The organism is Synechococcus sp. BIOS-E4-1 (assembly GCF_014279995.1).
GTDB lineage: Bacteria > Cyanobacteriota > Cyanobacteriia > PCC-6307 > Cyanobiaceae > Synechococcus_C.
Window position 1 is genome coordinate 1,939,025 of sequence record NZ_CP047935.1, and the last position, 25,612, is coordinate 1,964,636.

The 25,612-nt window shown below is 55.0% G+C and carries 30 protein-coding genes and 1 tRNA gene; 14 read left to right on the top strand and 17 right to left on the bottom strand.

Features of this window, described 5'->3' with window-relative positions; genetic code table 11:
- Positions 1–70 precede the first annotated feature (70 nt).
- Positions 71–856, top strand: coding sequence for a sigma-70 family RNA polymerase sigma factor (locus tag SynBIOSE41_RS10490; protein WP_186537835.1), 786 nt, complete (start codon positions 71–73; stop codon positions 854–856).
- Here SynBIOSE41_RS10490 and SynBIOSE41_RS10495 read toward each other — a convergent pair.
- The gene (locus tag SynBIOSE41_RS10495) at positions 849–1,607 is read right to left on the bottom strand and encodes a DUF92 domain-containing protein (RefSeq protein WP_255475713.1); all 759 of its coding nucleotides are present in this window, start codon (positions 1,605–1,607) and stop codon (positions 849–851) included. The two genes, SynBIOSE41_RS10490 and SynBIOSE41_RS10495, sit on opposite strands and share 8 nt — an antisense overlap.
- 93 nt (positions 1,608–1,700) lie before the next feature.
- On the opposite strand from SynBIOSE41_RS10495, the gene SynBIOSE41_RS10500 reads away from it, so the two are divergent.
- Complete coding sequence (locus SynBIOSE41_RS10500) at positions 1,701–2,153, top strand: hypothetical protein (protein ID WP_186537836.1); 453 nt, start codon at positions 1,701–1,703, stop codon at positions 2,151–2,153.
- A 342-nt stretch (positions 2,154–2,495) separates the two neighbouring features.
- On the opposite strand, the gene SynBIOSE41_RS10505 is transcribed toward SynBIOSE41_RS10500, so the two are convergent.
- Both SynBIOSE41_RS10505 and SynBIOSE41_RS10510 read right to left on the bottom strand, forming a co-directional pair.
- Entirely contained in the window at positions 2,496–3,257 is a 762-nt protein-coding gene (locus SynBIOSE41_RS10505; RefSeq protein ID WP_255475714.1) for a 16S rRNA (uracil(1498)-N(3))-methyltransferase, read from the bottom strand.
- The gene (locus SynBIOSE41_RS10510; RefSeq protein WP_186537838.1) at positions 3,254–3,703 is read right to left on the bottom strand and encodes a DUF3531 family protein; all 450 of its coding nucleotides are present in this window, start codon (positions 3,701–3,703) and stop codon (positions 3,254–3,256) included. Before SynBIOSE41_RS10510 ends, SynBIOSE41_RS10505 begins: the two co-directional genes overlap by 4 nt.
- Before the next feature lie 92 nt (positions 3,704–3,795).
- Between SynBIOSE41_RS10510 and SynBIOSE41_RS10515 the strand changes: the two genes are divergently transcribed.
- Together SynBIOSE41_RS10515 and hslO are read left to right on the top strand one after the other, a co-directional pair.
- Positions 3,796–4,428, top strand: a complete 633-nt coding sequence (locus SynBIOSE41_RS10515; protein WP_186537840.1) for an ABC transporter ATP-binding protein — start codon at positions 3,796–3,798, stop codon at positions 4,426–4,428.
- Positions 4,429–4,449: 21 nt separating this feature from the next.
- Positions 4,450–5,391 (top strand): Hsp33 family molecular chaperone HslO, encoded by a 942-nt coding sequence (gene hslO, locus SynBIOSE41_RS10520; RefSeq protein WP_186537842.1) that lies wholly within the window; start codon positions 4,450–4,452, stop codon positions 5,389–5,391.
- On the opposite strand, the gene SynBIOSE41_RS10525 is transcribed toward hslO, so the two are convergent.
- The 3 genes from SynBIOSE41_RS10525 to SynBIOSE41_RS10535 form a co-directional block, all read right to left on the bottom strand.
- The gene (locus SynBIOSE41_RS10525) at positions 5,359–6,048 is read right to left on the bottom strand and encodes a CPP1-like family protein (protein ID WP_186537844.1); all 690 of its coding nucleotides are present in this window, start codon (positions 6,046–6,048) and stop codon (positions 5,359–5,361) included. The two genes, hslO and SynBIOSE41_RS10525, sit on opposite strands and share 33 nt — an antisense overlap.
- A 75-nt stretch (positions 6,049–6,123) precedes the next feature.
- On the bottom strand, positions 6,124–6,411 hold the full coding sequence (locus tag SynBIOSE41_RS10530) for a hypothetical protein (protein ID WP_370594121.1): 288 nt from the start codon (positions 6,409–6,411) through the stop codon (positions 6,124–6,126).
- Positions 6,412–6,590: 179 nt separating this feature from the next.
- Positions 6,591–7,124, bottom strand: coding sequence for a hypothetical protein (locus SynBIOSE41_RS10535; RefSeq protein WP_186537846.1), 534 nt, complete (start codon positions 7,122–7,124; stop codon positions 6,591–6,593).
- 732 nt (positions 7,125–7,856) lie between these two features.
- Here SynBIOSE41_RS10535 and SynBIOSE41_RS10540 point away from each other — a divergent pair.
- The gene (locus SynBIOSE41_RS10540) at positions 7,857–8,228 is read left to right on the top strand and encodes an AbrB family transcriptional regulator (RefSeq protein WP_114991188.1); all 372 of its coding nucleotides are present in this window, start codon (positions 7,857–7,859) and stop codon (positions 8,226–8,228) included.
- A 93-nt stretch (positions 8,229–8,321) separates the two neighbouring features.
- Here the strand turns inward: SynBIOSE41_RS10540 and SynBIOSE41_RS10545 are convergent, their stop codons facing one another.
- The 3 genes from SynBIOSE41_RS10545 to SynBIOSE41_RS10555 are packed head-to-tail and all read right to left on the bottom strand — an operon-like array spanning position 8,322 to position 12,972.
- On the bottom strand, positions 8,322–9,959 hold the full coding sequence (locus tag SynBIOSE41_RS10545; protein WP_186537848.1) for a peptide chain release factor 3: 1,638 nt from the start codon (positions 9,957–9,959) through the stop codon (positions 8,322–8,324).
- Positions 9,956–10,669: a trans-aconitate 2-methyltransferase gene (locus SynBIOSE41_RS10550; RefSeq protein WP_186537850.1), complete on the bottom strand. Its 714-nt coding sequence runs from the start codon at positions 10,667–10,669 to the stop codon at positions 9,956–9,958. The genes SynBIOSE41_RS10545 and SynBIOSE41_RS10550 overlap by 4 nt, the downstream gene beginning before the upstream one ends.
- Positions 10,666–12,972 carry a mechanosensitive ion channel family protein gene (locus SynBIOSE41_RS10555; RefSeq protein ID WP_255475715.1) on the bottom strand — a complete coding sequence of 769 codons (2,307 nt, stop codon included), beginning with the start codon at positions 12,970–12,972 and terminating at the stop codon, positions 10,666–10,668. The genes SynBIOSE41_RS10550 and SynBIOSE41_RS10555 overlap by 4 nt, the downstream gene beginning before the upstream one ends.
- Positions 12,973–13,031: 59 nt before the next feature.
- Here SynBIOSE41_RS10555 and nrdJ point away from each other — a divergent pair, with 59 nt between their 5' ends.
- From nrdJ to SynBIOSE41_RS10580, 5 genes are all read left to right on the top strand, one after another.
- A complete protein-coding gene (gene nrdJ / locus SynBIOSE41_RS10560) occupies positions 13,032–15,368 on the top strand; it encodes a ribonucleoside-triphosphate reductase, adenosylcobalamin-dependent (RefSeq protein ID WP_186537851.1) in 2,337 nt (778 codons plus the stop codon).
- Between the two features lie 72 nt (positions 15,369–15,440).
- Positions 15,441–15,527: transfer RNA gene (locus SynBIOSE41_RS10565), tRNA-Ser, on the top strand.
- 140 nt (positions 15,528–15,667) lie between these two features.
- Positions 15,668–16,324 carry a hypothetical protein gene (locus SynBIOSE41_RS10570; protein ID WP_186537852.1) on the top strand — a complete coding sequence of 219 codons (657 nt, stop codon included), beginning with the start codon at positions 15,668–15,670 and terminating at the stop codon, positions 16,322–16,324.
- Between the two features lie 42 nt (positions 16,325–16,366).
- Positions 16,367–16,765: a hypothetical protein gene (locus SynBIOSE41_RS10575; protein WP_186537853.1), complete on the top strand. Its 399-nt coding sequence runs from the start codon at positions 16,367–16,369 to the stop codon at positions 16,763–16,765.
- Positions 16,766–16,835: 70 nt separating this feature from the next.
- Complete coding sequence (locus tag SynBIOSE41_RS10580) at positions 16,836–17,081, top strand: hypothetical protein (RefSeq protein WP_186537854.1); 246 nt, start codon at positions 16,836–16,838, stop codon at positions 17,079–17,081.
- Positions 17,082–17,119: 38 nt separating this feature from the next.
- Here the strand turns inward: SynBIOSE41_RS10580 and SynBIOSE41_RS10585 are convergent, their stop codons facing one another.
- On the bottom strand, positions 17,120–17,404 hold the full coding sequence (locus SynBIOSE41_RS10585) for a hypothetical protein (RefSeq protein ID WP_186537855.1): 285 nt from the start codon (positions 17,402–17,404) through the stop codon (positions 17,120–17,122).
- Between the two features lie 472 nt (positions 17,405–17,876).
- On the opposite strand from SynBIOSE41_RS10585, the gene SynBIOSE41_RS10590 reads away from it, so the two are divergent.
- Positions 17,877–18,278, top strand: coding sequence for a thermonuclease family protein (locus SynBIOSE41_RS10590; protein WP_186537856.1), 402 nt, complete (start codon positions 17,877–17,879; stop codon positions 18,276–18,278).
- 810 nt (positions 18,279–19,088) lie between these two features.
- A complete protein-coding gene (locus tag SynBIOSE41_RS10600) occupies positions 19,089–19,373 on the top strand; it encodes a Nif11-like leader peptide family natural product precursor (protein WP_186537858.1) in 285 nt (94 codons plus the stop codon).
- A 328-nt stretch (positions 19,374–19,701) separates the two neighbouring features.
- On the opposite strand, the gene SynBIOSE41_RS10605 is transcribed toward SynBIOSE41_RS10600, so the two are convergent.
- The 3 genes from SynBIOSE41_RS10605 to SynBIOSE41_RS10615 form a co-directional block, all read right to left on the bottom strand.
- The gene (locus tag SynBIOSE41_RS10605; RefSeq protein WP_186537859.1) at positions 19,702–20,589 is read right to left on the bottom strand and encodes a hypothetical protein; all 888 of its coding nucleotides are present in this window, start codon (positions 20,587–20,589) and stop codon (positions 19,702–19,704) included.
- Between the two features lie 3 nt (positions 20,590–20,592).
- Positions 20,593–20,955, bottom strand: coding sequence for a hypothetical protein (locus SynBIOSE41_RS10610; RefSeq protein WP_186537860.1), 363 nt, complete (start codon positions 20,953–20,955; stop codon positions 20,593–20,595).
- Positions 20,956–21,686: 731 nt separating this feature from the next.
- A complete protein-coding gene (locus SynBIOSE41_RS10615; protein ID WP_186537861.1) occupies positions 21,687–21,986 on the bottom strand; it encodes a DUF2811 domain-containing protein in 300 nt (99 codons plus the stop codon).
- Between the two features lie 804 nt (positions 21,987–22,790).
- Between SynBIOSE41_RS10615 and SynBIOSE41_RS10620 the strand changes: the two genes are divergently transcribed.
- Positions 22,791–23,363: a site-specific integrase gene (locus SynBIOSE41_RS10620; RefSeq protein ID WP_186537862.1), complete on the top strand. Its 573-nt coding sequence runs from the start codon at positions 22,791–22,793 to the stop codon at positions 23,361–23,363.
- 209 nt (positions 23,364–23,572) lie between these two features.
- Here SynBIOSE41_RS10620 and SynBIOSE41_RS10625 read toward each other — a convergent pair whose 3' ends face one another.
- From SynBIOSE41_RS10625 to SynBIOSE41_RS10635, 3 genes are all read right to left on the bottom strand, one after another.
- Positions 23,573–23,929 (bottom strand): hypothetical protein, encoded by a 357-nt coding sequence (locus tag SynBIOSE41_RS10625; RefSeq protein ID WP_186537863.1) that lies wholly within the window; start codon positions 23,927–23,929, stop codon positions 23,573–23,575.
- Between the two features lie 166 nt (positions 23,930–24,095).
- Positions 24,096–24,254 carry a metallothionein gene (locus tag SynBIOSE41_RS10630; RefSeq protein ID WP_186537864.1) on the bottom strand — a complete coding sequence of 53 codons (159 nt, stop codon included), beginning with the start codon at positions 24,252–24,254 and terminating at the stop codon, positions 24,096–24,098.
- A gap of 75 nt (positions 24,255–24,329) precedes the next feature.
- Positions 24,330–24,647, bottom strand: a complete 318-nt coding sequence (locus tag SynBIOSE41_RS10635) for a hypothetical protein (protein WP_222930533.1) — start codon at positions 24,645–24,647, stop codon at positions 24,330–24,332.
- A 175-nt stretch (positions 24,648–24,822) separates the two neighbouring features.
- Between SynBIOSE41_RS10635 and SynBIOSE41_RS10640 the strand changes: the two genes are divergently transcribed.
- Entirely contained in the window at positions 24,823–25,278 is a 456-nt protein-coding gene (locus tag SynBIOSE41_RS10640; protein WP_186537866.1) for a hypothetical protein, read from the top strand.
- Here the strand turns inward: SynBIOSE41_RS10640 and SynBIOSE41_RS10645 are convergent.
- The gene (locus tag SynBIOSE41_RS10645; protein ID WP_186537867.1) at positions 25,275–25,484 is read right to left on the bottom strand and encodes a hypothetical protein; all 210 of its coding nucleotides are present in this window, start codon (positions 25,482–25,484) and stop codon (positions 25,275–25,277) included. The genes SynBIOSE41_RS10640 and SynBIOSE41_RS10645 overlap by 4 nt on opposite strands.
- Positions 25,485–25,612: the final 128 nt, after the last annotated feature.

The window sequence follows — 25,612 nt, forward strand, 5'->3', positions numbered from 1 at the left end:
CATCCACAGGAGTGAGGTGAGCCAACCAGGACTCAGCAGACCTTGAAAGGGTTCCTGCTTGATGTCGACCATGACCACCAGCACACAACCGGCGGCAATTCAAAGACGGCTTGAACGTCAACGACGCCATGAACGCCGCCGCCAAATCCCTGCTCACATCCTGCAGCGGAATGACGCTGTGCTGATGCACCTGGGACTGGCACATCTCGGTGCCAACCGACTGCTGAACAACGGAACTGGCGAACGCGACGATCTGGTGCAGGAAGGTCGCTATGGGCTGATTCGCGCTCTTGAACATTTTGATGCTGGTCGCGGCCACCGCATCAGCAGCTACGCGATGCCGAGGATCACAGGCCAGATCAGGCATTACCGCAGAGACAGACTGCAGACCTTGCGAATCCCCTGGCGACTGGGTGATCTGCATGCCCGTGGGATGAAAGTGCAGGAGCAACGACTGCATGTGGGGCTGCCACAGCTGAACAATGAGGACCTCGCACAACAACTCGGAGTCACAACAGATCGCTGGCGAGAGGCCTGCATGGCACACCGGGATCGTCGGGTCCAGTCACTGCATTGCCAGTGCAGCAACAGCAATGGATCTTCTGAACAGGAGGCTCGAATTGAGTGTCTTCAAGATCACGGACGCCAGCAGGCTGATCCACAGCACGAATGGCTGATCCAAATGCTCAACTGCATGGAGCCGAACCATTGCCGTTGGCTCAGTGCTTTCTGGATCGACAGACTGTCCCTCTCGGAGATTGCACGCCGCGAATGCATTGACCGGCAAATCTTGCGTACAACACTGCACGGAATACTCAAAACCCTGCGTGCCGAAGCGCGTAGGACTTTCAGCTAGACAAACCCAGAAGCCACGCAGCAACCATGGCGAGACCTGCCGCCCAGGCGGTCTGCAGGCCATTGACCAGCTCATTGGTCAGCCAGGGCCAACGGTCCTGGCCCAGAGCTCCAAGCAGACTTTCGAGCAGTGTGGCGATGAAACCAACCGCCAGCACAACGGCAAAAGCAGTGCCTGACTGAATCAAACCGAGCACAGCCATCACGATCGTCATCAGCAGGCTGCCAACAGCACTGGCCAGGGTGCCTTCCACACTCACAGCGCCTTCCGTACCGGCAGGCACGGGCCTGAGAGTGGTGATCAACAGAGTGGTTCGCCCCCAGCGCTTGCCGATTTCACTTCCGAAGGTGTCGGCCAGCTTTGCTGCGAAACTCGCGGCAAAGCCGATCAGCAACAACGTCGGCGAGCCGATTCGAGCAGCGACCAGTAAGGCCAGCACCAGACCGGTGAAGGCCGATCCCCAGACATTTTCCGGACCGCGACGACCGCCGCGCCCCTCGGCAAGACCCAGCTCCTCTTTCCTGGCAAAACCCAGCTTGGTCACCAGGGAGCCCAGCACCAGGTAAGCCACAACCGCCAGCCAACCGCGCCAGGCCAGCGAGCCCCAAAGCACCGTGCCGAGGATGCCTGCATGACACCAACCGGCCCGAGTGAGCAACGGAAAGCGCTGCGCCAGACTGATCAAGATTGCATTGAGCAACAGCGCAGTGAGCCACAGCGCAGCGGTTTGAGACGGAAGCTCAAAAGGCATGGAAAACATCAGGCTGTGTTGCACTGCCCTAAGCATCAACGTTGAAGGGAGCTCCGGCACGGATAATCACCTTGACGATTTCCCCGCTGAGGCATGGTGCTGAACAGAAAGGGTTTCTTCCTTGAGCTGGGAGACCATCAGGCGAAAGCACCAGAAACCAAGGCTGAAGCCAAGCAGGACAAGGCTGAAAGCGCTCCTGAGTCATCACAGCCCGCAGCGGCTCCAGCTCCAGCTCCAGCTCCAGTCAAAGAGGTCGCTCCTGCTCAAATCGAAGAGGTCGCTCCTGCTCCTGTTGCCGTTGCTGCTGAAAGCAAAACCGACACCAGAGCAGAGAGCGTCGAGGCCAAGGAGAAGCCATCCCTGACCACTGCTGATGCCATTGCAGCTGAACTGGCTGCAGCAGACTCCGCAAGACCAGAGGTTGAACTCGTCACTTTCGCCCCAGATGCACTTCAACCGGGCAATTCCATTCGTCCGGGCAAGCGTCGTCCCGGCAACAACCTGGCTGGATTCCGCAGCATGGCGACCGACCTGTTCAAAGGCTGAACTCGTACAAACGCTGCACTGGCCTGCCCATCACTGTCAGGCACAATCCTGATCTGATCGATTGATGCGTGATGCCGTTGCTGCCTCGAGTCAACGAGCAAAGTCAAGCCGCAGTTTCTGCCCCGACCAACATGAACCGCCCACCGTCACCTCTTCGGTTCTTGAGGAGCCGTCTCGGTCAGCTGATCAGACAGTGGGGCTCAGGACAAGCCCAGAGTTCAGGACAATTTCAGCCTGGTCTGAACCGTTCAGTTCAGGGACCAACCTCCGCCCAGATCGCCCTAATGCAGCGCATGGGCGTGAAAGGGCGACCGTTCATGGATGCGTGTAAACGGCGGAGCCTCAGCACCTGAATGTTCGCCAGTTGCTCAGGCTGCTCACCCCAGCCACAGCAGCTGTGGAGCTGCGCAGGATGGTGTCACCCAAGGACACGCAGATCCAGCCGGCCGCTCGCGCTGCTGCAAGCTCCTGATCACTCCATCCCCCCTCGGGTCCGATCGACAGCCAGATGGATCGATCAACTGAAGTCTGAGATGCAAGTAGTGCAGACAGTGGAGGGCTCTCCATCTCGCGAGTGACCGCAATCAGGCGCAGGTCGTGCTGGCTCGGTGTTGGCCACCACGCTGCTGCGGAACACCGTGCGGACAGCTCAGGAGCCCAGAGCCGCTCGCACTGTTCAACGGCTTCCTGCAGGATCGAGCTCCAGCGCTCCGGACGATGCTCAGCCTGAGGAACGGAGCGTTGGCAATCAAGCGGCTGCAGTCGATCCACACCCAGCTCACAAGCCATCCGCATCACGTCATCCATGCCTCGACGGATCAGAGCAATGGCCAGACCCAGTTTCGGCAGTGGAGAGATCACGCTCTGACTGGGCGCCTCGATCTCAGTACATAACTCGAGTTGTTGTCCGTCGCGAAGACGGGCCATCCAGAGATGACCACGACCATCAATGACGTCCACCTCAGCACCCTGCTTCAGACGCAGAACCTTGCGCAGGTAGCGCGATTCATGCTCCTCCAGCACAAAACAACGATGCTCACCGGCACACTGCAACCTGCGGGAGTCGATCAGCAGGCGTCGTCGTTCCGCCACAACAACGATCAACCCATGCCGGGAAAAACACTGTCGGGATGGTCCTCCACCGGCCAGTCGTCATTCACTCCACCGATCAGCAGTTCCTCGAGCTGCACCACATCAGAATCAAGCTGACGCAGGGCATTGATCAGAACATCAAGGGCAATCCCATCACTGGTGCCCAGATCAATCCAGCAACGGGCCCAGTCCTGCTGATACTCCATCTGACCCATGTTGTGCATCAGGGCCGGCATCACACCCGTGGCTTCCTCGGCTTCGTAGCTCATCCAGCTGAGCTCATCGCCTTCTTCGTGCACCTGCAGGTTCTCGGCATTGAAACCTCCGAGCCGTCCCAGGACATACCAACTGTCAAAGATGCCATCCACATAATTCCTTTCTCCCTGACTGGGGATTTCGCTGAATCGCAACCAGACCCAGCAATTGAAAGGATCAACCTCTCGGAAGCGAACGCGCATGACCCACCGCTGACCCCGTCATCATCGCCGCCGAAGCGACCATCGACCATGCTGAAGAGCCAAGGCAGCCCGCAGCGGGGCATTCGAGCGGAATGCTGGAACTCACGGATATCAACTACAGACCTGCAACGGCAGAGCAGTTGGTCTTGAACAGCATCCAGCTGAAGGCCGATCCAGGGCGACCTCTTCTGATTTCCGGCGACAGCGGCAGTGGAAAGACCAGCCTTCTGGAGGTGATCAGCGGGATGGCAGGTGCTGACACCGGCAGCATCAGCTGGAAAGGACAGCCGCTGAATCAGCGTCAACGACGCTGGCTTTGCGGAGTGGTGTTTCAGTTTCCGGAACGACACTTTCTGGGCCTGAGCGTTAATCAGGAACTGAAGCTGGGCCACCGGCGGCTGAACAGTGAGGAGATGATTTCCGCACTTCGCAAGGTCGGACTCAGCGGAGTGGATGGACGTCAGGCTCCGGAGCGACTCAGCGGCGGACAGCAGCGGCGACTGGCCCTGGCTGTGCAGCTGCTGCGCAAGCCTGATGTGCTGCTGCTCGATGAGCCCACCGCCGGACTCGACTGGTCAGTGCGTACCGAAGTGCTCGAACTGCTTGACCGTTTGAGCCACGACCGTTTGTTGATCGTGGTGACTCACGAGCCGGAACTGTTCCAGGACTGGAGCTGCGAGCATCTGCGCCTGCGCGATGGTCGACTGCATGCTCTGTCACCATGACGCCTGGATTGTTGAAGAGCCATGGCTGATCGGCTGGTCCGCGCCACCGCAGCAGGCGGGGGAATCAGGCTTGTGGCGGTAACCACCGGCGAAACCTCTCGTGTCGCCCAATCACGGCATGGGCTCTCCTACCTCACCACCGTGATGCTCGGCAGAGCCATGGGGGCGGGTCTGCTGTTAGCCAGTTCCATGAAGGTGCGTCACGGTCGCGTCAACCTGAGACTGGGCTCAGACGGACCTCTCAAAGGTCTGACAGTGGATGCCGGCCGTGACGGCAGCGTGCGGGGCTTTGTCGGCAACCCCTCGCTTGAACTCGACCCGATAAGCGATACCGAAGGACGAGCGAGTTTCGACTTCAGTTCGGCGGCGGGAACGGGTTACCTGCATGTGGTGCGCGACGACGGCAAAGGCGAACCCTTCAGCAGCACAGTGGAACTGGTAAGCGGAGGCATCGGAGACGATGTTGCCTCTTATCTGCTCCACTCCGAACAGACACCCTCAGCGGTATTCGTGGGCGAAACGATCAAAAGTGAAGGCTTGCAAAGCAGCGGAGGGCTTCTGGTTCAGGTGCTGCCCAAGGCAGCAGAAGAACCAACTCTGGTGGCTCTGCTCGAAGAAAGGTGCCGCGAGATCGAACATTTCAGCCAGAAGCTGCACAGCTGCGGCGACCATCCGGAACAGTTGCTTCGGGATGTGTTCCCGGATCTGGATCCTCAGCCCATCCCAAGCAGCGAACCCATGCAGGCAGTGCAGTTCCTTTGTCCTTGCAGCCGTAAACGCAGCCTGGGCGCACTCACATTGCTAGGCAGCAAGGAATTGCATTCCATGCTGAAGGAAGACAAGGGAGCAGAGCTCACCTGTCATTTCTGCAGTGAGGTTTATCGATTCAATGAATCAGAGCTGCAAAGCCTGATTGAGGACATGACCCAATCAGGCGAGGAGAAGAGCACCGGCAAGCAATAAAAGCAAGGTGGGCAGTGCCTGCCATTGCTCCACACCAAGTGGCAGACCGGTCTGAGCTGTGACAGCACTGAGCAATGCCCCCAGCGCCAGGCCCACAATCAGGAGCAAAAGGGTCCAGCCAAGAGAGCCCAAGGGCCGCCTGCCTCGTTTGACCTGACTGATGAACACAGCAATCGTGGACAAGGCCAGAAGCAGATCAACGGTTTGCGGAGCCAGCAGCAGCAGCAACAAGGCCAAAGCTCCCGCAATGGAGCGCACGAGCAGACCCTGTCCCTGCACCAATTGAAAATCGGGCATAAAGCCGGCGCCACTGAGGGATGGCGCCGGCAATGACATTCCGCGCAGACGAGTCAACAAAGCGGCGGGACCATTGCCACTGCTGGGCACTCCGGCGGAAACCTGCTGGCGCTCGATCTGTGAAGCAGAGGCGGCTGCTGAACTCAGACGACCAGACTGACGGTCACGAAGACGTGCCATCAACACAGCGTCGTAGGCAGCCTCAACACGGGCGCGCGCGACTGCATCATCGCCGCAGGATGCAACAACCCGATCTCTGGCTTTCTGGACGTCGTCAAATCCAGCGCCAGGATTGACGCCGAGCAAGGAGTAGGGATCTTTCGGATCCGAATCCGAGCTTGGATCCAGCCCTGCAGCCATTGATATACGGAAATCTATTTAGAGATTATCGAGAGACCTGCTCAAGCGAGCACAAAGCCTGCATTTGGAAGCGACTCAGAACAAGGGCGGACCGTGACGGAATCCGTGTTGACGCTCAAAACGGTGTCGAAAACTGGGCACATCGGCGTTGAGCAGGACCTGACGGTGCTTGATCAAAGGCATCTGGGGAGGCAGGTGATATCCCTCGAGAACCTCAACGTGATCCTGATGATCGCGAAAACAGACGTAATCGGTACCACCGTCGTCACAGGGACGGTGCAGCCAGAGGGTGTCCACAGCAGACCGATTCAGAGGCAATATTCTGGCGATGGAATTGCTTCTCCGTGACTGAAAAACGGTCATGAGTGAATCTCAACCTTTCACCAAGGATTGGGACTGCAGCCAGGAACGATTCGAATCAGATCTCGCAACAGAACTCAGGCCACAGAGCAGGCAGCATCCTGCAGACCAGCTCGGAAAACACTGAGATCACCGAGAAAGAGCCTAAAATTTAAATCGATCCAACCCAGAAACGCAACGCATTAATATTGATCAAGATCCTTCTGAGTGGCATCTTTACAATTGTCATTCAGCAGAGAAACAATCGATTCCGGAGGTGCATCTTCAAAGTAATAAGCCTCCCATTCAGACTCGTAAAGATCTGAGCCAGGCTGATGACCCAAACGCTTTAAGGCCAAATCCGCATGCTTGTAAGTCAGACCCTTTTTGATTGCATTGGCCCTTAAATTCTGGCTGCTGTAAAGGGACGCTGTCCCCCAACACCACTGGGCCATGTGCACGGCTTCATGATGGAGTGCACGTTCAATCAAAGCCAGTGACTGTGCCGATTTTGGACAGATAATCAGGTATGGATTCGGACCGTAGTTAACGAACATTGCATAGTTATCTGCTTTACATTGATCTTTGATGACGACCTTGCCGCGGTACTTTCGAACCGAAGCAACCACCGGATGGGAATCGAGAACGCCTCGAACAGCCGAGACCTCAAGCGCTGATGCGGCAGAGGAGAACAGGACCACCACTGAGAAAGCAAAAAAACGCCCGACGGAGAACACAAAAGCTCATCAGTGCTGATCCAAATCAGACTAATCAATCCAGGACTCACTCAAACCAGCGACTGCGACCATCGAGCCGCATCAGATCGACTGGAGAAGATTTGCGTGTCAACAGTCAAGTCGACTGAGCAGTACACAAAAGGAGTGGCATGTACCCAGAACTTGCTTTTGCTCAGTACGGCAGCGACTGGTGATGTTGACGGAGGCAGACCTCTGGCGTTGCTGTCATCAACTTCAAGACATGCCTTTGTCAAGGGTCAGCTGGTTTCCTGTCATCAGTTCACAACGCCAGGACCACAGCTTGACGCCGTTGCTCTGGCCGAAGATTGCAACTCAGAGAAGCAACCGCAGTGAGAAGAGAGCGGGCTCATCGCCCACTCCACTGGATGAAGCCAATCAAGCGAAAACAGACACTTTTCAGAGAAGCGGTCTCGCTTTACCCAGAGACAGTCTTTGCGAGAGGTCTTCACACTGAAGCCCAAACACCACAGCTGGCCGTGAAAAATGGGGTTTTGGCGAATTCACACCCCTCTTAAACCTGGATCACAGTCTGAAAGCACTCAGCTCAACCAGAAACAACAGATCCCTCCGATCCGTTGACAACGATCTCCACCGCATTCAAGCGCTCAGCAGCACAGACACCCATGCAAACAACACCACCTAGAGAACCGGATTGAATAGTTGACGAACTGATGCGTGTAATGCATAAATGAACATAGATAAGGTTTATCGATGCTTACTGGATCTGATCTTCTGGCGAAGGTGAAAGAGCTTGGTGATGTCTCCAAAACTGACCTAGCTACAGCCTGCGGATACGTCACCGACAAAAAAGATGGAGGCCAGCGGGTCAATTTCACGGCTTTTTATGAAGCACTACTGAGCGCCAAAGGTGTCGAACTGGGCACTGGCACCGCCGGCATCGGCAAAGGTGGCCGCAAACTCAGCTACACCGCAAAAGTTCAGGGCAACGGCAATTTGCTTGTGGGCAAGGCCTACACCGCCATGCTTGACCTCAATCCAGGTGATGAATTTGAAATCAAGCTTGGTCGCAAGGCGATTCGCTTGATCCCCGTTGGCGCAACTGACGAAGAAGGCGAGGAGTGATGAGCTGATTGCCAGCTCATTTCAGCATCAATCCACAAGCCCTCCCCATCACGGAGGGCTTTTTATTGCCCGAACATTGAGCGAATGCTGCGTTCAAAGGCTGATCGGCTCGACCCCACTCACAACGGGAGCCACAGCGTTGAGCTCAAGATCGGGATGCTCTTCATGAAGCTGATTGAGATTCCAGTCGTTTTTGAATAGCAGAACCGGTCGATTCCATGCATCCCTCACGGTTTTGCAATTGAAAATCCGACCGACTTTCTCCAAAGACGGCCATCCACCAGTGACCCAACGAGCCACTTGATAGCCCAGTGGCTCTAACCGCGTTTCAACGCCATATTCGTTCTGAAGACGATGTTGCACAACCTCGAGTTGCAACTGACCAACTGCAGCGAGAATCGGATCCCTTTTGCTTTCGTCGTTGTCATACAGGATCTGAACTGCCCCCTCTTCACGCAATTCATTGACCCCCTTACGGAAATTCTTGAACGCTGAGGGGTTGGGATTACGGAGCCAGCTGAAGATCTCTGGACTGAAGCAGGGAATCCCCTCGTATTCCACCTTGGTTCCGGTGTAGAGGGTGTCGCCGATCGAGAACATCCCGGGATTATTCAGTCCAATCACATCACCTGGGAACGCATCCTCCACAACCTCACGATCCTGCCCGAACAGTTTCTGTGGACGTGACAAACGAATGGCCTTTCCCGTGCGGGCATGACGGACGGTCATATCTTTTTCAAAACGTCCGCTGCAAACGCGTACAAAAGCGACCCGGTCTCTGTGACGAGGATCCATGTTGGCCTGCAGCTTGAACACGAAACCACTGAAGTCAGGCCGCAACGGGTCGACTGGACCGTCTTGGCTTTGACGCGCCACAGGCTTTTGAGCCATCTCCAGAAACGCATTCAGGAAAGGACGCACACCGAAATTGGTCATCGCCGAACCAAAAAACACAGGTGTCAGCTCGCCGGCATGCACCAGCTCCAGATCAAGTTCAGCACCCGCAGCGTCCAGCAGCTCCATCTCCTCAACCGCCTGCTCGAGCAGCTCAGCTTCCACAAGCTCTTTGAGCTCAGGATTATCCAGATTGAGATGACGTTCTTCCGATTGTCGCCCGCGTTCAGCACGGCTGAACAGAATCACTTCGTGGGAGCGTCGATCAATCACCCCACGGAACTGTTCGCCACTGCCGATCGGCCAGTTCACGGCCCAGGGGGTCAGTTCCAGTTCTGATTCAATTTCATCGAGCAGTGCGAGAGGTTCCCGACCCGGTCGGTCCATCTTGTTGATGAACGTGAAGATGGGAATGTCTCGCATGCGGCAAACCTCAAACAGTTTGCGGGTCTGCGGCTCAAGCCCCTTGGCCGCGTCTTCAAGCATCACGGCGTTATCCGCTGCGGCCAGGGTCCGGTAGGTGTCCTCGGAGAAATCCTGGTGGCCGGGCGTATCCAGCAGATTGATGGTGTTACCCGTGTAATCGAACTGAAGAACGGTGGAGGTAATCGAAATACCCCGTTGCTTCTCAAGCTCCATCCAATCGGACGTGACCTTGCGCTGCTCACCGCGGGCTTTCACCGCACCCGCCTGCTGAATCGCCCCCCCGTAGAGCAGCAATTTCTCGGTGAGGGTGGTTTTACCCGCGTCAGGGTGAGAAATAATCGCAAAATTGCGCCGTCTCGCCACCGCATCCAGCAGCTCACGTCCGTCCTGAAGTGCTGAATCCGTGCTCATGGCCTGCGTTGATCAGAACCAGCCTGACAGCCCGTGATCCAGCCACTCACCTCCAGATAACGATCTTCAACGGCTACCACCCGCAGATGCCCCAGACCGGCATGCAGCAACTGCTCTTTAACCTCATCCAGCGTGAAGGATGCATGCAGTGATGCCCTGTAATCACGTTGCAGGACTGCTGGCGCATCGGCGACATGGCACTCACAGAGTCGATCAATACTTGCTTCGCTGTCGGGGCGCCGGAGGTCGCGATGCAGCACCAGACAGTGAGGCGATGCAAGTGGAATCAGCGATGACCAAAGCTGCTGAGGATCATGAAGATGATGCAGCAAGCTGTTGCTGACAATCAGATCCGCCGGTTGATCTGCCTGGTGGATCGGCAACGGAGCCTTTTTGTATCGGAGACGCTCGTGGGACAACCCGGCGTCACGACGGCGATCCTCCGCAACAGCAATCATCCGGTCTGCCGCATCGAGTCCAAGCACGGAACAGTGAGGCCACCGCCGGGCCAGACGCGCCGTGATATTTCCCGGTCCACAACCAAGATCAAGCAATCGCGACTTTGCCCCGAAAGACGCCCCCGATGACTGAAGCAATGTGCAGATCCGCTCCACCATCGCCTGATCAGTTCCACTGAAATCAGCTGCTGCATAGGCATCCACCTGCAGCGGATCGTTCATGACTTCCGGTTCAGGAATGCGCAGAATCATTGACTTGATCCACTGGAATGCAACTCCAGAGTCTGTGTGGGGAAGGGAATCTCAATGTGATGCTGCGAGAGCACTTCGAGGATCCTGCGATTGAGGCGGTGCACACTGTTTTCAAAAGCGTCATGCGTGGCATGGCATGAACGGATTTCCAACTCATGGTCATAGCTGAATGCTGAAATACGCACGAGCCGACAAGCCTCGAAATCAAGCTGAGAATCCTCCGCCACCACTGATCGCATGAGCTCAGGAATGCTCTCCAATTGTTCAGGGGTTGTGCTGTAGGAAACACCCACAACAACCTCACTCAGTGAGACGCGTTCCAGCAATTCTTCCAAAGCCACCAGCAGGGTTTCACGCACTTTCAGGAATGCTGTCCAGCCATGAAGTTGGACCATCACAAACACAATCAGCTGATTTGTGCCGTCCTCGAGTGATTCCAGACTCACCACAGGTTCATGCAGTGCCACCTCCAACCGAAGCGTTTCAGGCATGGCCACCATCCTTCTGGCCTGGCGCATCAACTCCTCAAGCTGAAACGGGGAGAGTGGATCACGAATCGGCAAGCGCAATTCGAGTCCCTGCACCGGCTGACGCTCCCAGCTGACGCCTCGTCTTGAAAAGTTGACGATCGTGGCTTCATCCGCAACTGAATTAGGAATCGTGACGCGACTTTCCAACGTTTGCAGTTCCATTGAACGCAGACCGATCTTGGTCACGAAGCCAAGATTGCCTCCCACTTCACAAAATTCACCCACCCGCAGCGGACGATCGGTCTGAATCGACAAGCCCGCGAACAGATTGCCGAGCAACTTGGAGGCTCCAAGGCCGATGGCGAGGCCCGGTACGGCTGAAAAGGCAAGCACAGTGCTGGAAGGAAGGCCCAGCAACAGCAGCAGCCGATAAATCAGAACGACTGAAACCAAGGCGCCGACTGCACGGCTGATCGGCATCACCAGACTGGTGATCCTGCGCAATTGAATCGGAGATTCACCACCGCGAACCCGAGCAAGAAACTCAGAGCTGCTTCGACCAAGCGCCTCAAAGAGAAAGAAAACGAGAACACTGGCCGAGAAATACCAGATCACATAAAAGGAATAAATGGCCACCACGAGTGGCAGGCCAGTGAAATTGAGGATGTTATCGATCAGCTGTTCAGTGACATAGGTGAGAGGCAGTGAAGGCAGCACAATCAGCACCCGCTTCCAGGCCAATGAATCCAGTTGAAAAATCTCCTGATCATTTTCAAGACGCTGGGACCCAGTTCTGTACGTGCTTAACAGCATCCGCAGCAGGCGGTATGAGATCAATCCATAAACACCGATCAAAAGTGCAGCACAAAGCACCTGAAAGAGTGTTTGATCCCCAATTGGCCACTCGAACAAGCCACGCCAACTCTCAGGAAGAGCCAGATACCAGTCTGGGGGGATGAGATAACCAGGCGTGTAGATGAAGTCGGAGTAAAAGCGAGGCGTGGCGAATGGTTGTTGGATCTCGGGAATGGCCCTGATCTCGTCATACATCGAGCGAATCGATGACACCGTGGATGCAGAGAAATAGAAGCTTTCGTTCTCTGGGTCGCCATCAAGATCCGATGTGAGTGTGACCGCCGTTCCAGGAATCCGCCATGAGTTGGTTGGCGTTGAACGACGGTCATTGAGCTGTTTCATCCCTTCCACATCGGGGACTTCAATCACCTGCCGGCTGTGGGTCAGCACGTAATCGAGCACGTGCTTCAACTGAATCGCTGCCTCATCGGCCATGTCATCGCGAACGCTCTTGGGTATCGAGCTGGCATCCAGTGCCTTGACGGCCAGACCAAACAAGAGATTCGTGTCGTCAATCCGTTCCTGACGTGACTGATCTTTGATGGTGAATTTCCGACCGAGACGGTCAGCACGCAGGCCAACATCAGCCATCACGGCATAGAAGTTCAGCAAGGTGGTCCGAGGGCTGTCGCCCACCACCTGATCAAGCACCACATCACTCCAGGTCTCGGAGGACTTCACCAGCTGTGGGTAGAACGGCTGATCCTCAATCGGAATCAGACCTTTAGTGTTCTGGGGTTGTGGCTGAGAAGCCTGCGTCGCTGTGACAGGCAGCAGCGCCGACCCGATGCTCAAGGCCACTGCCAGCAGAGCAACCAAAAGAAATCGCAGCGTTCGCAGGAACAATCGCGTAAACAGTCGCGTTAACAGTCGCCTCACCAGGCTTTGAGCACAAACCATCTGTCTGCTCACGGTCACTGGCCGAAATGGTGGCAGCCCCTCACCCCTGCTGACCAGCGACACTGCAGATAGTGCCACCAACCACTTGCTACCCCCATTGCTGGCGTTAGGGTGCCGGCACTGACCCGCCTGACAACGTGACCCTGTCTCCAAGCCGCAGTGATACCCAGGACATGGCCAAAACCGTGTCCAGCAATGGGGACTTCCCCGCCACAGCACCCGCAGCCAATCCAGTTTTCTATCGGACCTACAGCCGGCGCAGCACCGCTGGACGAGAAAGCTGGAGTGAAGTTGGAGCCCGAAACCTCGGCGGTTTGCAGAAGCTCGGCCAGCTGACTGACGAAGAGGTTTCGCTGCTGGCTCGGATGCAGGCCGACAAGAAAGCCTTGCCTTCAGGACGTTGGCTCTGGATCGGCGGCACCCCCTGGATCGAACGCCAGGAGAATTTCTCAGGCTCCTACAACTGCACTTCCACCAATCTTGTGGACTGGGAAGCCTTCGGTTTGATGATGGACCTGGCGATGATGGGCTGCGGGACAGGCGCCATCATCGAGCCGCACCTGATCGATCGACTGCCGGTGGTCACCAACCCGATTGAGGTGATCAAAGTCACCGACATCGGTGCAACACCTGCGGGTGAGCGTCAGGAGTCAACGAGCCACAGCATCGATGGCGACACGGTTTCGATCCGTGTTGGCGACACCCGTCGTGGCTGGGTCGACAGTTATCAGTTGCTGCTCAACCTCAGCAGTGATGAGCGTTTTGCAGGTCGAACGGTCAAGGTTGAGATTGACCTTTCTGACGTACGACCTGTTGGCGAAACCCTCAAGGGCTTCGGCGGCATGGCCAACCCGGTCAAGCTGAAAGATCTCTACGGACGTGTCGCCCGCCTTCTGGGCAAAGCCGTTGGACGCAAGCTCACATCGATTGAATGCTGTCTGCTGATTGATGAAGCTGCCGTCACCATCGTGGCCGGCAACATCCGTCGTAGCGCTGGAATGCGTCAGTTTTCATCCAACGACACCAGCGCAGCTGGAGCCAAAGACAATCTCTGGCAGCAGGATGCTGATGGCAATTGGCGGATTGATCCAGAGCGTGATGCCCTGCGCATGGCCAATCACACTCGGGTTTATCACACTCGTCCCAGCCGCGAGGTGGTGCTGGATGCGGTCACCCGCCAGTTCCACAGCGGTGAGGGAGCGATCCAGTTCGCACCTGAAGCGATTGCTCGATCCAATGCCGACCTGCTCTCCACCCCTGAACTGCGTCGGGAATTCATCGACATTTATTGCGATCAAGGCAAGGAAGAAGCAGGTCGCTGGCTGAATCTGAATCACGGCCCAATTGCTGATGACGAACTCGAGCATCGGCTCGGCCGCTATGGGCTCAATCCATGCGGAGAAATCCTTGGTGCTGATTTCCACTGCAACCTGGCGGAAGTTCATCTCAATCAGATCGACCCAAGCGATGACGAGGGACAACGCGACGCCTTCAGGGCTGGAGCCCTGTCGGTGGCTTGCCTGCTCAACCATCAATTCGAAGTGGAGCGCTATCGCCAAAGCCGCGCCTGGGATCCGATCGTTGGCGTGAGCTTTACGGGCTTATTCGATTTCTTTGTGCACGCCTTTGGAACTCCCTGGCTGAAATGGTGGGAAGCCGGTCGCCCGGACACGGAGGAAGGCCGTGAGTTCAAGCGTCAGGAAGCCGATTACCTCAGTCGCTGGAAGACAACGGTGAATGAAGCCGTTTGGGAGTATTGCGACCGTCATGGACTGCGTCGCCCCAACCGCTGCACCACGGTTCAACCCGCCGGCACGAAGAGTCTGCTCACCGGTGCTGCCCCTGGCTGGCACCCCCCTAAAGCGCAGCGTTTCATCCGACGCATCACGTTTGGCAAGAACGATCCTGTGGCGATGGCCTGCATGGATTACGGCTACACAGTGGTGCCTTCCCAGTCCGACAAGGACGAGCAAGGTCGCTTGCTCGATGATCCGTTTGACAGCCGCTGCACCGAGTGGCTGGTTGAGATTCCCACTGAAGTGAGCTGGGCCAACCTGCCTGGCGCGGATGCCGTGGACATCAACTCCTTCTCAGCCATGGCCCAGTTTGATTTCTACATGCAGGTGCAGACTCACTACACAGCTCACAACACATCGGCGACGATCGAGTTCCGTGAGCATGAAATTGATGCGCTCGTCGACGCACTGCACGGCAGCATCGACCGTGGAGATGGCTACATCTCAGCTGCCTTGCTGGCCCGTTTCGATGCCAATGCCACCTTCCCCAGGCTTCCATTCGAACCAATCGATGCCGCGACCTACGAGCGGATGCAATCCGAGGTGATCCAGCGTCGCGTGAGTACTGATTTCTTCGAGGCTCTGCAGCACTACGACATGGGTGAAATCAGCGAAGCCGGCCCTGCCGGCTGTGATTCAGACAAGTGCCTGATGCCTCTGGCAAAGCCCAACAGTTGAAAGCAAGAGGGAGTCATCCGGTGGTGACTCCTTTAAAATGTTCTTGCGGACGTCATCGATGTCACGCAGCTTGGAGAGGTGGTCGAGTGGTTTATGGCTCTGGTCTTGAAAACCAGCGTGGATGCAAGTTCACCGTCGGTTCGAATCCGACCCTCTCCGTTCCAGAAACCCAGTCTTTGACTGGGTTTTTTAGTGTCTGAAAGGGCTTTCAGCGGGTCTGCAGCAGGGCTTCCGGGGGAGCTGTACTGCCTTCAAATGTGCCAAAAAGGGGCATACTGAGCCCCTGATGTGTCGAAAATATGGCGCTGGATCTGACCGCAACGACCGCCAGCCTCAAGGCTCGGGGCATCCGCGGAAGCTTGCTGTCTGAAAAGGGATCTTTCTATTGGCGCGTTCGTGTGACCGATACCGAGGGCGAACGAAAAACTCGAAAAATTCCGCTGCGGTTGGCCGCAGAACCCTCAGCCCTTGCATTGGCTGAATCCAGAATTGTTGAACTCTCTGGTCAGATTCAGGAGCAGGGGGCTCTCCCCGATCAGCTGCCTTGGGATGTCCGCAAGGTGGTCCCCGCCGGCAAGAAAAACACCGTCACCGTGGCAGTGGCGGTCCAAGCCCTGGAGGTGGATTTCTGGAAAGGCAAGATCAGAACCACTGCAGCTGAGCGCACCTGGGAACGGTTGAAAGCAGAGACAGATCGGCTGCCGCAGCAAGCAACGCTCACCATGGATCTGCTTGTGGGAGTCGGTGAGCAGCAGAAGCCCGGCAGCCGAACCCGCCTCGAATTTCTGAAAGTGTCGAAGCGGCTGGCCAAGCTCATGCGCGTCGGGGGCACCGACCGCCTCGATGATCTGAAAACGCCTTACGAACCGGAAGCTCGCGGCATCCCAAGCGATGCGGAGATTCAGCAGGTTGTTGAGGCCACGATTGACGATCCAACTTGGGGCTGGGCAACGTGAACGCTTGCCACGTTCGGCTGCAGACCGTCTGAATGCTTTTCAATGCGCACTTCTGATGACGGCACCGCGCAGTGCCTCACCATTAAAAGGGAGGTGAAACTCCCCACCTGGCGCACTGCTCTCGCCCTGCCGGTCTGTGATCTCTCCGAACCTGAGCGGTTGGTGCCGTGGGATGTCACTACTCCGGCGAAATACGACAGCAAACACGCCAAGCTCCTTTGTGATCGGTGGCAGGGTTGGCTGAAACGGCGATTCCCTGGGATGCAGCTCTATGGCTTCAGACATGCCTGGGCAATTCGCAGCATCAGCAAAGTGCCTTCGACATCAATCGCGGCGAAGTGCATGGGCCACGACATTGCCGTGCATCACCGGGAATATCACCGCTGGTTGGATCAGGCCGACATCGCCGCAGTCGCGTTGGCGATGCAGAAAGCAGCCTGATTAGACGCTGCTTGATCCCTGCAGCAACCTCTTCGGCGAGTGAAAATGGGGATCGGTTGCTGAGCCCTGCATGTTTCTCGAAATCCCCGTGTTGCTCGAAGCAGGCATCTCGGTGAACGATGAAATTGCGACTCACATCCACTGCCTTAAGCAGCCTGATCTGACTCCAGAGGATCGCGACCACATCGAGCAGAACCTTGCTCGAGGTTGTGCTCGTGGCCTGCAGCTCATCGCGCTGCATCAGCTGCACCTGTCTCTCCGCCTCGATGAGCTGTGCGTGTGTTGCGTTGATGATCAGAAAATGACAGCCGAGTGAGTAATACGAGGCTAATCTGAGCCCTTAATTGACTCAAATCAGGAATCGATCTCTTTGATATAGATCAGTAACTCATTGAATTCAAATGATTCGCAACCATCAACATCAACCTTATCCTCATCAGTCCAAATCAGCTGCTTTGCGCAAACAAATCTGGTCTTAAGCTCTTCTGGAGAATTGATTGAGTACTCCATAGAAAGAAGTTCAACCAAATGATTAAGATCATCTGAGTCGAACAAATCAACCCCAGGAATCAGCTGCCGTAATGCGTCCTGAAGGTTGAGCGGCGACATCCTTTCATTCAATGGTTGCTCTTGAAGCATGCCCACTGATGGATGTGTTGCCAATCAAGAGGAAGGCCGCCCCTCCCGGTGGAAAGACGGCCTACTTCGCTCGTTTGTGCATTGTTCAACCCATCGCTTGTAGAGAAAGGAAGGGGTCGAAGCTTCTGGCTAGAGGCGCCCTGGGGCCATTTGCTCTAGGTGTCGGGTTGTTTTCTCCTAGGGCACCTAAGGCGGTGCAAACGGAGCGGCGATTGGCGTGACGTATCTGAGGTGTACCTAACCAAACGACCAACCCAGGTCATTGTTGAGACTGTTGGAGCAGGGGCCAGAAGTCAGTCTGCTTCTGCGATCTGCGCTGGTGGAGTGTCAGCTGTCAAAGCTCCTCCGATCTCGATAAACATACTTTCGTCAGCGAACACACATATGGCAACCAGCCATCCTGCTCATTGCCTTCACCGGCAAAAAATCCAATAGTGAAGACGGCTTGCCCAAGCTCAGATGAGGGGCAGTAATGACGACGCCTCGAACCGCTGCGAACTGGTCTCTAGCCCTGCTGTTGGTGCTTGGCCTAGCGCAGCCTGCTGCAGCCCTGGAAACCGTCACCATCCGCAGCTGCTACGACGGCGACACCTGCCGCAGCAATACCGGCGAAAAGATCAGGCTGGCCTGCATCGACACTCCCGAGCTGAAAGGGAAACGGGCTCAGCCTGAACGAGCCAGAGCTGCTAGGGATCACCTGCGGGCGATGGTCGAGGGAAGGTCTGTCGGCCTTCGCCGGATCACCAAAGACCGTTATGGCCGGACTGTCGGTGAGCTGTTCGTCGACGGGATGAATGTTCAGCAGGCGATGGTCGCCAGCCGCCATGCAGAGATCTATTGGAAGTACGCCAGCCAGTGCCCCTGGACGCGGTGAATACCTGATTGAGGGAGCCCTAAGCCGGCACGTTCACTCTTCCGGGTGATGTGAATCCGATTGATTCCGGAGATGGTGAAGAGGTCCAGGAGGGATGACCTCCACATGGAATTGAAACCGGGGAATTTGCTCCTGATGAACCACTCTGAAAAGATCCTCAAACCGAACTTTGAGGGCGGATGTCCCCTCTTCCAAGCGGCATTCATGGGGCATAGACCGAAAAGATACCCCTCGGACTAGAAAAAATGAAAAGCTTTTCTGACTACATCGAAAACGTGTCTGCGATCGAAGCCATAGAATTGTATGAAACACAAAATCATATTTTAAGGGAAGAATTCAGTGATATGAATTCTTATCAACGCAAAGAACTTTCCATGATCACAGCACGCAGAAAGCGAAAGTCAATTCTCGACGTTCACTGGCTAAATTTCTGTTGGCAACTGAAAGATGCTAAGCAAACACCTTCTGGCACTTGGAAATCATGCCCACCTGAGAAGTGACAGTAATTAGGGCCTACGGGCGCAACCAAGCAAAGCCCGGCATCATGCGCGGACTAACGCCTGATCCATACTTCGCCCTCTCTTCATTGGGTTGCTGGCTTCTGCTATTGCTATCGCCTCGCCAAGCGCAGGACTGTTCATATTGATTTTTTCGATTCAGCTTTGCCGGTGAATATGACTGAACTTCAAGCCAAATCTGACTACTCCTTCCAACGAAGGATCTTGAAACCGTATCTTCTTGTGCGGCTGCCCCTCTTCCGACTTCTAAACAGCAGGCGTAGACCGAAAGGGTTCCAAACGGTGACACATCATGTCCCAAGAACAGCTCCAAGCATTCATCGAAAAGGTCCAAGGTGACACCCGTCTTCAGGAGAAGTTCAAAGCTGCTGATGATTCAGACGCAGTTCTTGCGATTGCGAAAGAGGCGGGATTTATGATTTCTGCTGATAAGATGGCTCAATCAGAGATGACTGAAGAAGAGCTGGAAGGCGCGGCTGGGGGGCTGCGGCGGCCGGGGTGTGTTAATTCTTTCGGAACCCCCCCGGTCAATCCTTCACTGTTTCACTGTTCGACTAGCACTCCCTTCTGTGACTAGAACTCGACCGATGTGAGCCTACTCATCAAAAACCCTGCGCAGGGGTTTTTTATTGCTTCAATCACCCCAAAAAAGACCATCAATCAGCCTTCAATACCTGGCACGATTGAGCAGAGATAGACGGGGCTTAATTAGCAATCAAGCCTGGAATCAACTAGCAACTCCGGCCAATACTCGTTCAGCGGCAGCCCGATCCACCGGGACGCCCGAGCACCGGTGCATCGTTATGGCCTGCAGGGATCCCTTAGGCACTGCCTTATGGACCGGCCCCCGCAGTCACGCCACTAATCCCCGATGAAAGGTTGATGTAGCCCTTTTGCATTGCCGATCAGAGCAAAGGGCCTTCGATGTCGGCATCTCTGGCATTGCCCTTGCCGCGGTGGATGTCCTTCACCCTGCGGAGATATTCACGAGTCAGGAAGACGCCTCTGTTGGGGTCAACCTCATCGGTGTTTAGCTGCAGCGCAAGCTGTTGCTCACTGATGCCCATTACTTCAAGGGCCACAGACTGGATGCTGAGCAGGTCTTCCATGCCCTCGTCGACTGCCTTCTTTGCCTCCAGGCCAGCGATGTTGATCGCCTCTTCTGTGATGTTGGCTGCTTTGTTGATCAGCTCTCGGTTGTCCTGTGCAGCAGTGTTCAGAGCACCGACTGAACGGCTTGCATCGTTGGTTTGCTGCTGCAGGTCTGCCAGAGCTCGGCGATACGTCTCGAAGGAGCCGTTGATCTGCTCCTGATTGTTTTTCAGCAATGCCAGTGACTGCTGTTGCAGGGTCTCGCCCGTCTTTGCAGCTTCTGCCATGGCGGTGGTTCGCTCAAGCAGATCGCTAACGGTGGCTTGCATTCCAGCAACTTCCTCGGAAAACAGCATCGACCTTGCGTAGATGGCGCTGCTTGCAGCGTTCCACTCAGTCATTGCCGTCACGTCGGGGCTGGTGCCGAAACGTTCTGAGAGCTCTGCCAGCCCAGCATTGACCTGCTCAACATCAGCCTGCAGCTGACCGATGGTGTCCTGAGTCTGTTGCTGCTGAATCCTGGCGTTGAGCAGTTCACGCTCACGTTGTTGGCGTTCTGCTTCTGCTGCTGATTCCAGCTGTGCCTCACGGTGCTGGCTCTCGATCCAAGCCTTGCGGCCTTCGAGCGGAATGGAGTCGGGGACTTCCCAGCTGGTGCCTTTCAACTCGTCGATCTCTCCTCTGTAAGTGACCTTCTGCATGGATCAATACCCCCGTGACATGGCTTGGAGCTCGGCCTGCTGCTTGGCGATGCCAGCTGCATACATCTGCTGCATGGCGTGCTCATGCGCCTGTTGCTGAGCAGCCTTGGCTTCTGCTCTTTCTGAGGGTGTCTGCACTCCTGCCTCAGTCCTGAGTCGCTTGGCTGCTGCAGGGTCGAGCTCCTCCAGGCGCATCGCCTGAGTGAAATTCCGGGCTTTGTAGGGGTTCGCTTCGATCAGCTGTTTCACCTCAGCGGCCTTTGCCTCATCTCGGCGCTGCTCCTGGCTCTTCGGGGTTGGTGAGAGTGAACCTTGCAGGGCATCAGCCACCAGGTCGGCTGGTGCAGATCCGCTCAGCAGACTCACCAGCTCGGGGTCAGATGCTGCTAACTCGAAGCATTTCGATGCATTCTGTTGCTTCCAGGCTGCAAAATCAGCTGGAAAGGGTTCTGTCGCGCTGAATGTTGCCCAGCGCCGGAGAACCGCAATTGAGCTTGAGAAATCCGCCAAGTTCTCACAAATAACTGCTCCTAAAATAACCCGCTGCCAGGGAACATGCTGCGCTCTTGTTTTCTGTGGAGTTTGACGATGCCCTCTTTGAGATTTGGTGGCCTGTTGTAGGTGCTGCTGCTTCTCAATTTGTTGGCTTCGAGCATCTCACCAGCCTCAAGATGGTGGGCAATCCTCTCAGCTAGGACCCTGCCTCGTGGTGTTGAGGCGTAACGCTGCCCCTTCATTCCGATTGTCACCTTTGAGGCATAGCTATCCAGGCAGTAACGCTCAAAATCGAAGGCATCGGGTTCAGTAGAAGGGGGTTGGACTGTTGATGTGACTGCTATTTGAGGGCAATGCTTCAGTTGCTCCGCTGCTCTTGCATGAAGTGCAGCGATGCCATCATTAAACCTGCGGGGCATTGATTGGCGGTCGTTTCTTACCCGGAGTCTGCATTAAAAAACCCCAGCTGGTGGGCTAGGGGAGGGTAAAGAGTGTCGACACTGTTCGTCAATCAAACCAGATCTAGCTTAATTTATACACTCTTAGTTTACTACTAATACTAGTTACTTAAGTAGATATATCTATAAGGTAGAAACCATTTTTCAAGCTGTCTGCAGTCGGTTTGACGGCTGTTCGGAGATTGATTGGGCGTTGACAAAAAGATCGTCAAGGTACCGCTCAGTCACAGCTCTGTCAGTACATCCATTCTGGTAAAGGAAATAGGCTAAAGCTGAGCTCATCACTCGATACTGGTCCCAATTGTTATTCATGCTCACAAAAGTATTCAACGCATTATAAAGAACCTCAGGAATTTCAGATTCAAGACTTACAAAAGAGGCTTGATCTTCCGAAAAAGATACATGAGATGTGTTGGCACAGATTTCCAAGTGGTTGCGATCCATTCAGGCTGTATTCGTCACGATTGCCCCACTAGAAAGACACGAAAAGCGACTCACGTCAAAGCCGTCGCACTTTCATCTTCAAGCTGTGATCTCATATGAGACTCACTGGCCTGTCGACTGCGCATAGATCGACGATGATCAAACACTCCCCCAAACAAGGGGGGGCAATCCTGTCAAGAACCTTAAGGCACAAAAACTAAAAACCACAGATCAGCGGCATGGCGGAAGATCTCAAGGAATTTTTGTGGAAAAACACGCTTCTATCCGTGGAAAAAGACTCTGCTTTTCCACAAAGCTGTGCACCATAAGCCTTGCTGATAATTCAAAACTCTCTCAAGACTCGGACTTGGGGTAGACGCTTGAGATCGTTGATGGGCTCTAGCCAGCGAGAAGCACGGGTATTGCTGGCTACTTTTTACGCAGGCAGTCTTATCCAAGTCCAACTCTGAGTGACCCTCTAAAGCACGTCAGCCCGCAAAACTCACTCACCAGGGGGGAGGGCAAGATAAAAACAGAATGTTGCACTTATCTAGAGATTATTGCGAATTGATGATGCTTCGCTTTTCGGCTAAGTAATGCTTACCTGATTGGCACGCATCACACTTGCAGGCGTTCGCTTTGCTTTATCAGCGCTTGCCTCCTGAGAAAGCATTACCGAGTCATCAATAGCGCCTCCTTATTGCTAAGCAATAAGGCCCGAAACCGGCCGGATTTGCGGTGCTCTGCCCGGATCTGTTGCTGTCACTGCTTGGTTGCTCTTCTATCGATAGAGCAACTAGGATTAAGGCTGATTCGAGCCCTCTTGTGAAGGTCAATCGCAACGGTCAGGCCACAGTGCTCACCACCGAGCAGCTGGATGAACTGTTGGCTGCTGCTCCGTCACCTCGTTATCGCGCTCTGTGGTCGCTGCAGCGATGGTCAGCAGCTCGCATCACCGAGACCCTGGTCCTGACATGGGGCGATGTTGCTGCCGGTCACGTCACCTATCGGAAGGCCACCACTAAGACAAAGGCCACCAAGCAGATCCGCAGCACCGACAGGCTTCAGGCTGCTCTGGATGACTACCGCCAGGCTTGGGCTGATGAGCATGGCCACGTTCCTGCAGCTGGTGAGGTGCTGTTTCCTGCCAGTGGCAGCACCCACACTCCGATGAGCAGGCAGGCAGCTGACAAGGCCCTGCGGTCAACTGCCAAGCGACTCGGCTTCGAGGGTGTCTCGACTCACAGCTTCCGCCGGAGTTTTGCCACTGGTGCTCTGAAGCGAGGGGCATCATTGCCTGCAGTGCAACGGGTTACGGGCCATCAATCACTTTCCGGGCTCACTCCTTACATCGAGGTGGATGAGGTTGATGTGATGGCCGCCCTGGCTGGTGCATAACTAAGGCCAACAATCAGAACAGCTGCCCGGCCGATGTTGCCGGGCTTTTTATTGCCTTGCGGGGGTGGCGGTGGATTCTGTTGCTGCGATTTTCTGAGGATGGTGAGAAACAGAATGGAGCTGAGTGATGCTTTCTCCCCTCCTGATTATTTTTGCCGCCGCTTTGGGGTGCCGGGGGGTTGCGATATCTCTAAGACGTTAACCCTGAATCAGTTTTCCCTGCCTGTGATCTGAAGCAGCTTGGCGCTGAGGCCCAGAGCACCGATGGCATTGCTGTGCTGCCGGGATTCGATTGACATTGTTGCCACCTTTTCGAGTTTCTCCAAGGCACTGGCAACCCAATCTTTGCGATCCATCTGATCGAATCGCTCTCTGATGACGCCACGCGCTTTCTGTAGGTAGGTCTCAGCCTGACGTGTGCTAACCCCCCATTCGGACGAGCAAACCCGAACGATCTCGCCAGTTGGCTTGCACAGGCTGATCAGCTCGATGATTTTGTCTACTCGACGGGCTGAAAGTTCCTTATTTGCTTTCTTTACTCCTTTCCCATAAGTATCGGCGCTCATCTTTTTAGTGCCGTTGAATTGCTGGCCTCATTTTAATCACCAAGCTGGTGCGCTGGCAGCGGGTGCAATCTTCCGCTGATTGATTAGTTAATCAAGTAGGGCACAGACTCAATAAAAAGCCCCACTCTCTTGAGCAGGGCATCTTTTATTGGTGTGTTTTTAGAAATCAGCAGCACTCACAGCTGTTGCAGCACTGCTCACCGCCAGCATGGCCGTCCGCGCAGGGTTGGGAGCAGAACAGCTTGCCGTCCTTCTCAACTGCAGTTTGGGGCGAAACAGTGCAGCCACAGGGCTCACATGCACAGGTAGGAGTTGAGACAGCCATCAGCTTTCCTCGTTTCTCCCTTCTTTATAGGACGGGCAACACTCACAGGGCATCCCCCAAGCAGGTGAACTGCTGTCACTGGGCCTGCAATTCCTTGAGACGACTCAAGCTGATGTGCCTCTGACCGTTGGGTTGCATCGATCCTGCTGCTTCCCAGGCTGGTGATGCAGGCCCTGAATAGATCTCAACGGCATCGCCGGTCTTGCTGATCTGCAGGACAATCAGCCGCTCGGCTGTCGGCACCATCCCTCGCAGGGCCACTCCTGTTTTGCCTGTAGTCGCCTTGATCTCCACCGCCCTGCCTTCTGAGTCGTGGGCATCGACTGATTCAACGGTGTTTGGCTTGGAACATTGGTCAAGCAATAGCTGATAAGTGAGGTAGGCGATGGCCACCACCACGGTCGGTTAAATGATCAGCTGTTGATTCCCTGAGAAATTAATGAGTAACATCAAAACTGGATTTCCCCAGAAAGAGGGATGCAAGGATCCGGAATTCAACAGATATTGAAAGAGTCATAAAAGAGCATTATCTCAGATGAGTTACAACTATTTAATCTGCTGGTCTCAGATGGGTTTCGCTAAATATGGCAAAACCGCATCAGACAATCCACATCAAAGATTAAAGAGCAGGTTTGCAGAAGAACGATGCGAATGGGGTGAACCAGATAAAATGTGGGTATGGAAATTCTCAGACAATGAAAGCGCTGCCAAATGTGAAACTGAGTTACACAAGTGCTGCAGGGAGATTGCTCTAAACAGTTGGCCAGAATTTAATAAATTACATCCTTGGAGACACGGTCCAAAGGAAAATGGAATGTATGGAGATTGGTGGTTGCCTTGTATGTTGCTCGTAAGAGTTGTTGCCAGAGGCATTAAGAAACATGGTGGAACACGTATGAGAGGACCAAGCGATGAGCAATCCTTACCTGAATTTTCGGCCATAACCTTAGAGACCATATACGCCAACATCCTTCAGATCCATGAGCGCTTAAACCTCCTGGAACAGCATCTAACCGCTAATTAATTTTCCACCCCTCCAGGAAGAGTCTTTTTTCCATTCAGAGGTTGATGCTTAACAAGCCCACCTCTGGCAGGTCGATCCGAAAGGATCGAGGCTGTTCTGTTGTTGATGTCGGTAGCAACTCTGTCTCGCTCAGCCAAGCGGTTGCTGTCGACGATGGCCTGCAGCTGGTTGCTGACCTGTTCTGTTCCGATCCAGGCAGAACCCATCAGCCCTGGTTGTGACCTCAGCCAAACTCCCTGCGCTAACGCCCGGACTCCAGCGATAAGGAGAGCCCCTGCCTGATGCTGGGCTTTCAGGCCAGTAAAAAAGACCCACACCAGGCGTAGTGCCTTGG